Source organism: Pseudoalteromonas atlantica (assembly GCA_007988745.1).
Classification (GTDB): domain Bacteria; phylum Pseudomonadota; class Gammaproteobacteria; order Enterobacterales; family Alteromonadaceae; genus Pseudoalteromonas; species Pseudoalteromonas atlantica.
The window spans coordinates 1-5571 of the sequence record BJUT01000092.1; the positions used below are offsets into that span (position 1 = coordinate 1).

General features: G+C 41.3%; 3 protein-coding genes and 1 tRNA gene. 3 read left to right on the top strand and 1 reads right to left on the bottom strand.

All coding sequences use genetic code 11. The features are described 5' to 3' along the window. Window positions 1-20: 20 nt before the first annotated feature. Window positions 21-97 (bottom strand) — tRNA-Asn (locus tag PAT01_RS19605). A gap of 1062 nt (window positions 98-1159) precedes the next feature. Here PAT01_RS19605 and PAT01_RS19610 point away from each other — a divergent pair. The 3 genes from PAT01_RS19610 to PAT01_RS19620 are packed head-to-tail and all read left to right on the top strand — an operon-like array spanning window position 1160 to window position 5483. Further along, window positions 1160-2530 (top strand): MATE family efflux transporter, encoded by a 1371-nt coding sequence (locus tag PAT01_RS19610; protein WP_064386654.1) that lies wholly within the window; start codon window positions 1160-1162, stop codon window positions 2528-2530. A 4-nt stretch (window positions 2531-2534) separates the two neighbouring features. Beyond that, window positions 2535-4529: an excinuclease ABC subunit UvrB gene (uvrB, locus tag PAT01_RS19615; RefSeq protein ID WP_054983410.1), complete on the top strand. Its 1995-nt coding sequence runs from the start codon at window positions 2535-2537 to the stop codon at window positions 4527-4529. Then, on the top strand, window positions 4530-5483 hold the full coding sequence (locus PAT01_RS19620; protein ID WP_154946037.1) for a class I SAM-dependent methyltransferase: 954 nt from the start codon (window positions 4530-4532) through the stop codon (window positions 5481-5483). It begins immediately after the preceding gene. The last annotated feature ends 88 nt before the right edge of the window (window positions 5484-5571 follow it).

Consider the following 5571-nt stretch of genomic DNA (forward strand, 5'->3'; position numbering starts at 1 on the left):
TCGTTTATGATTGAAAAACTTGGCTCCCCCTCCCCGACTCGAACGGGGGACCTGCGGATTAACAGTCCGTCGCTCTAACCAACTGAGCTAAGGGGGAAGCGTCATGCCTTTCAACGGGGCGAAATATTAATGATGGAGCCGCAAAGTGTCAACATATAAAAGTCATAAATTTAAAAAAGAAGTTTATTCGTTGTTTTTATGTTCGATCTGCGCATTTTATAACTCTATTTATGCAAAACACGGCGGTAAATCTCTATTTAGACTCACACCAATACGAAAAAAACAGCGCCGATAAAATAGCCATTGTTTAATTTATGTGTAAAAAATGCCGCTGAGACAAAATTTATCGCGGCAAATCAGTAAATTTGTATTTAACCTGGTTGTCATAAAACCGAGTATAAATTTAGCTAGCAGATCTTTTTAAAAAATCCAGCAGGGTAGTTTTTTCGTATTACGGTATTTAAGAGGGGTTAAACTAATAAAGCCGTGGCTGAAAACTTTATTTCAAAAAGCTGTACAAAAACAAAACAATCAATAAGTTGCTAAATATTTGCGTTAACTAATTAAGTCACTTATAGCTGTATTAGGCACAAAGATTTGGCTTAGCTTAATTTTTTGTTTGCAAGCATTGATAAGTTTTTAACTTTAACTTTGAGTAAAGGTTGGACCTGAGCTGAATTTTAGCCAGCGCGCAAGCCTTTATTAATGCGGGCTCAGCTGAGTTATCCACGGTTTCTGTGGATAACTCTGTTTATGAAACTTTAAGAACACTGTCCCGACCAGAGTTTTAGGGCGCTACAACGATTTCAAGCTTTTAAAACGATTTTTTTATTACTATAAAAAACATAGGGTTATAAATGCATGCTGAATTACCATGCAACGATGAGTAAATTAATTCGTTACGATAAAGATTAATACCGCGCTGTGTAAAAATTCAGCGAATTTGCAGGGTTAAATGTTAAAAAAGTAATAAAAATGTTCACTTATTGTTTTTTGGCGCTCTAAGGGCGTATTTGTGCACAAATGCTTAAAAATTCAACTTTAGCTATTTTTTTAATTGTTGCTTTATTATTAGTATGAAATCCATTGATAAATCCGTGGCTTGAATTGCTATGATGCTTTAAAATGGCTCGCTCAGTAAAAGAGGCTTATTTATTCCATGCGCGAAACTTCACATTCTCAATCACGCCCAGATTTACTTAACGATCCCATCTTGCCTACATTGAAAAAAATGACCATTCCGATGATATTTGGCATGGTCACGCTAATGATGTTCAATATAGTCGATACATTTTTTATCAGTATGTTGGGCACAGAGCCCCTTGCGGCGGTAAGCTTTACGTTTCCGGTAACCTTTACGGTAATAAGCCTAGCCATAGGTTTAGGTATTGGCACATCAGCGGTGATAGCGAAAGCCTTAGGCAGTAATAAAATAGAAGAGGCGCGTTTTGATGCCAGTGTGTCGCTTATTGTGGCGCTACTATTAGTTATTTTACTTTCGTTTATTGGATATTTACTAATCGACCCAATATTCACTTTATTAGGGGCCGGACAATTAGTGCTGCCACTTATTCATGAATATATGAATATTTGGTTTATTGGCAGCGTATTTTTAATTACCCCCATGATAGGTAATTCGGTATTACGCGCCAGTGGCGATACTAAAACACCCAGTATAGTAATGGGTGGGGCAGGGCTGATTAATGCCATACTCGATCCTATTTTGATATTTGGCTGGGGCCCAGTACCGGCATTAGGCATTCAAGGTGCCGCTATTGCCAGTGTTATTGCCTGGGGCGTAGCGGTTATTATTATTTTATATGTGCTGGGCATTAAAAAGCGGCTATTAAGCTTAAAAGCCGGTAATCAAACTGCGGCAAGCGCAATTAAAAAAGTACTTAAAATAGGTTTACCCGCAGCGGGGGCTAACATGCTTACCCCAGTAGCAATGGCAGTGATGACCGCACTCGTTGCCAATCATGGACCCGAAGCGGTTGCCGCTTTTGGTGTGGGCAGCCGTATTGAATCAATTGCCAGTATCTTAGTGCTGGCCTTATCGATGACATTGCCTCCTTTTGTTAGCCAAAACTTTGGGGCGGGTAAATTAGGCCGCGTAAAAGAGGCGTACATTGGTACGCTTAAATTTGTGATGATATGGCAATTTGCTATTTATATTTTACTCATTGCGCTGTCAGGGGTAATAAGCCAATTATTTGGTAAAGAACAAGCTGTAATCGATGTTATTAAGCTCTTTATATACACCATACCGCTAAGTTATGGTTTTCAAGGGGTGATCATTTTATCAAATTCATCGTTTAATGCTTTACACAAACCTATGAATGCATTGTTTTTAAGTATTATTCGTTTGTTTGTTTTTTACCTGCCTTTTGCTTATGTAGGCAGTATGCTAGGTGGCTTGATTGGTTTATTTATTGGCGCTGCAATCGGTAATGTATTCACAGGTTTAGTCGCGTACAAATGGTTTGTAAAAGAGCTAGATGCAATATGCAGTAACACGGTAACGGAGTAAATGAATGAGTGATCACTTTGAGCTAAAGTCACAATTTAAACCCGCGGGCGATCAACCCACAGCGATTAAACAGCTTGAAGAAGGCTTAGAAGCCGGGCTTGCGCATCAAACCTTACTCGGTGCCACAGGTACAGGTAAAACATTTACCATGGCCAATATTATTAGCGATTTAAATCGCCCAACAATAATAATGGCGCATAATAAAACACTAGCCGCGCAGTTGTATGGAGAAATGAAAGAGTTTTTTCCTAATAATGCAGTTGAGTATTTTGTATCTTACTACGATTACTACCAGCCAGAAGCCTACGTGGTTGCCAGCGATACGTTTATAGAAAAAGACGCCTCTATTAATGAGCACATAGAGCAAATGCGTTTAAGTGCTACTAAAGCATTGCTTGAGCGCCGCGATACCATAATAGTGGCCTCTGTGTCGGCTATTTATGGTTTGGGCGACCCCGACTCATACATGAAAATGATGCTGCTTTTAAAAGTAGGCGAACAGGTCGACCAACGCGATATGCTGCGCCGCTTAGCGGAGCTGCAATATACCCGTAACGACATTGACTTTAGCCGTGGTACTTACCGTGTACGTGGCGAAGTTGTTGATATATTTCCTGCCGAGTCAGACACCTATGCAGTACGCGTAGAAATGTTTGATGACGAAATAGAGCGCCTTAGTATTTTTGATCCCCTTACTGGTGCGGTAGAAAAACACATAGTACGTGCCACTATTTACCCTAAAACGCACTACGTAACGCCTCGCGAAAAAATTCTTGATGCCATAGAAAAAATAAAAGCTGAGCTTAAAGAACGCAGAGCACAATTATTAAGTGCCAATAAATTAGTAGAAGAGCAGCGCATAGCGCAGCGTACACAATACGACATAGAAATGATGACCGAGCTTGGTTATTGCTCGGGCATAGAAAACTACAGCCGTTATTTGTCGGGGCGTACACCGGGCGATCCGCCACCCACATTACTCGATTATCTTCCTGATGATGCATTGATGATCATCGATGAATCGCACGTAACCGTATCGCAAATAGGTGCCATGTATAAAGGCGATAGAAGCCGTAAAGAAAACCTAGTTGAATATGGCTTTAGAATGCCATCGGCGATGGATAACCGCCCATTGCGCTTTGAAGAATTTGAAGCCATAGCACCGCAAACGATTTATGTATCGGCAACGCCGGGTGATTTTGAATTAGAGCGCAGCGCAGGCGAAGTAGCAGAGCAAGTTATACGCCCAACGGGCCTGTTAGACCCAGAAATAGAAATACGCCCTGTAGGCACTCAAGTAGATGATTTACTCTCAGAAATTTATAAATGTGTAGAAAAAGGTGAGCGGGTACTGGTAACCACCCTTACCAAGCGTATGTCGGAAGATTTAACCGATTACTTAAGCGAGCACAACGTAAAAGTGCGTTACCTGCACTCAGACATAGACACAGTAGAACGCGTTGAAATAATTCGTGATTTACGCGCCGGTGTGTTTGATGTGTTAGTGGGTATTAACTTATTACGAGAAGGCTTAGATATGCCCGAAGTGGCGCTAGTTGCCATTTTAGATGCCGATAAAGAAGGCTTTTTACGCTCAGCACGTTCGCTTATTCAAACCATTGGTCGTGCTGCACGTCACCTCGACGGGCGCGCCATTTTATACGCCGATAAAGTAACTAAATCGATGGAAAAAGCGATTAGCGAAACACAGCGCCGCCGCGAAATACAACACGCCTTTAATATAGAGCACGGCATTGAGCCGCAAGCCTTGGTTAAAAAGATCACCGATATTATGGATGTGGGCGAAGAAGCCGCACCACAAGATAACCTTAAGCTGGTGCGTAAAGAGTCTAAAAAAATACTCAGTGCCAAAGAAATTGCCACACAAATTAAACAGCTTGAAAGCAAAATGCATGCTTATGCCAGCGATCTTGAATTTGAAAAAGCTGCGTCTGTACGCGACGAAATACACGAACTACAACAACAGTTGATTAACTAAATGACACCCGATTTTTCGCCCCTAATAAGCGCGCTTGAAGATGCGCCATTACTACAAAACGAACTATGCCGCGTATTTCATGGCCGCGGCCATAGCGTGGCATCACTAAGCCATATTAATTTAGACTTTTATCCGCCAAGCTTGTTTTTAATTTCGTACGATGAAATTGACGAAGCTACGTTAAATACACTGACCAGTACCCTTTGGGCGTGGGCGCAGCAGCATCACCCTGAATTAATATCTGCATTGGTGTATCAACAGCGCGCGGGTGTACAAAGCAGTAATCGTTTAGTGCATGGTAATCTTCCCTCGCCACATGTGGTTAAAGAAAATGGCATTGGTTTTTTAGTGGATTTAGCAAGCCGCCAAAACACCGGAATATTCCCCGATATGCGAAGTGGGCGTGAGTTTGTCTCTGCTAATAGTAAACATGCAAAAGTACTTAATTTGTTTTCATACACGTGTGGTTTTTCGCTTGCGGCAATGCAAGGCGGGGCCGATCACGTTATGAACATGGATATGAGCAAAGGGGTACTCAAAGTAGGTAAGCAAAACCATCAACTTAATGGTTTTGAGCGCGGAGTGAGTTTTTTACCGCACGATATTTTAAAGTCGTTTGGTAAATTAAAAAAAGCAGCGCCGTTTGATCTAATTATTGTAGACCCGCCAAGCTTTCAAAAGGGCAGCTTTATTCTAACTAAAGATTACCAAAAGGTGCTGCGCAGATTACCCGAACTACTGTGCGATACCACACAGCTTTTATTATGCGCTAATAGCCCAGAGCTTAGCGAAGATGCGTTTAAAGCTTTAATAAACGAGCACACCCAAGGAGCAATAGAATTTGTTGAGCGCCTTGCACCAACGGCCCGTTTTGTAGAAGTAGACAGCAATAAAAGCTTAAAAGCGTTAGTGTATAAAACGGCGCATACCGCAACTTATACCAATTCGCAATAATACTTAATCATTTTAAGGGGCTAAACGTGTCGCTATCTGTGTTAAAAAACTCTCATTTAGAACAACTAAATAGCGAATTTTTTGCCTA

Excerpts from the sequence above, each read along its gene's own strand:
- PAT01_RS19620 (WP_154946037.1), top strand. The coding sequence starts at position 4,530 with ATGACACCCGATTTTTCGCCCCTAATAAGCGCGCTTGAAGATGCGCCA.
- PAT01_RS19610 (WP_064386654.1), top strand. The coding sequence starts at position 1,160 with ATGCGCGAAACTTCACATTCTCAATCACGCCCAGATTTACTTAACGAT.
- uvrB (WP_054983410.1), top strand. The coding sequence starts at position 2,535 with ATGAGTGATCACTTTGAGCTAAAGTCACAATTTAAACCCGCGGGCGAT.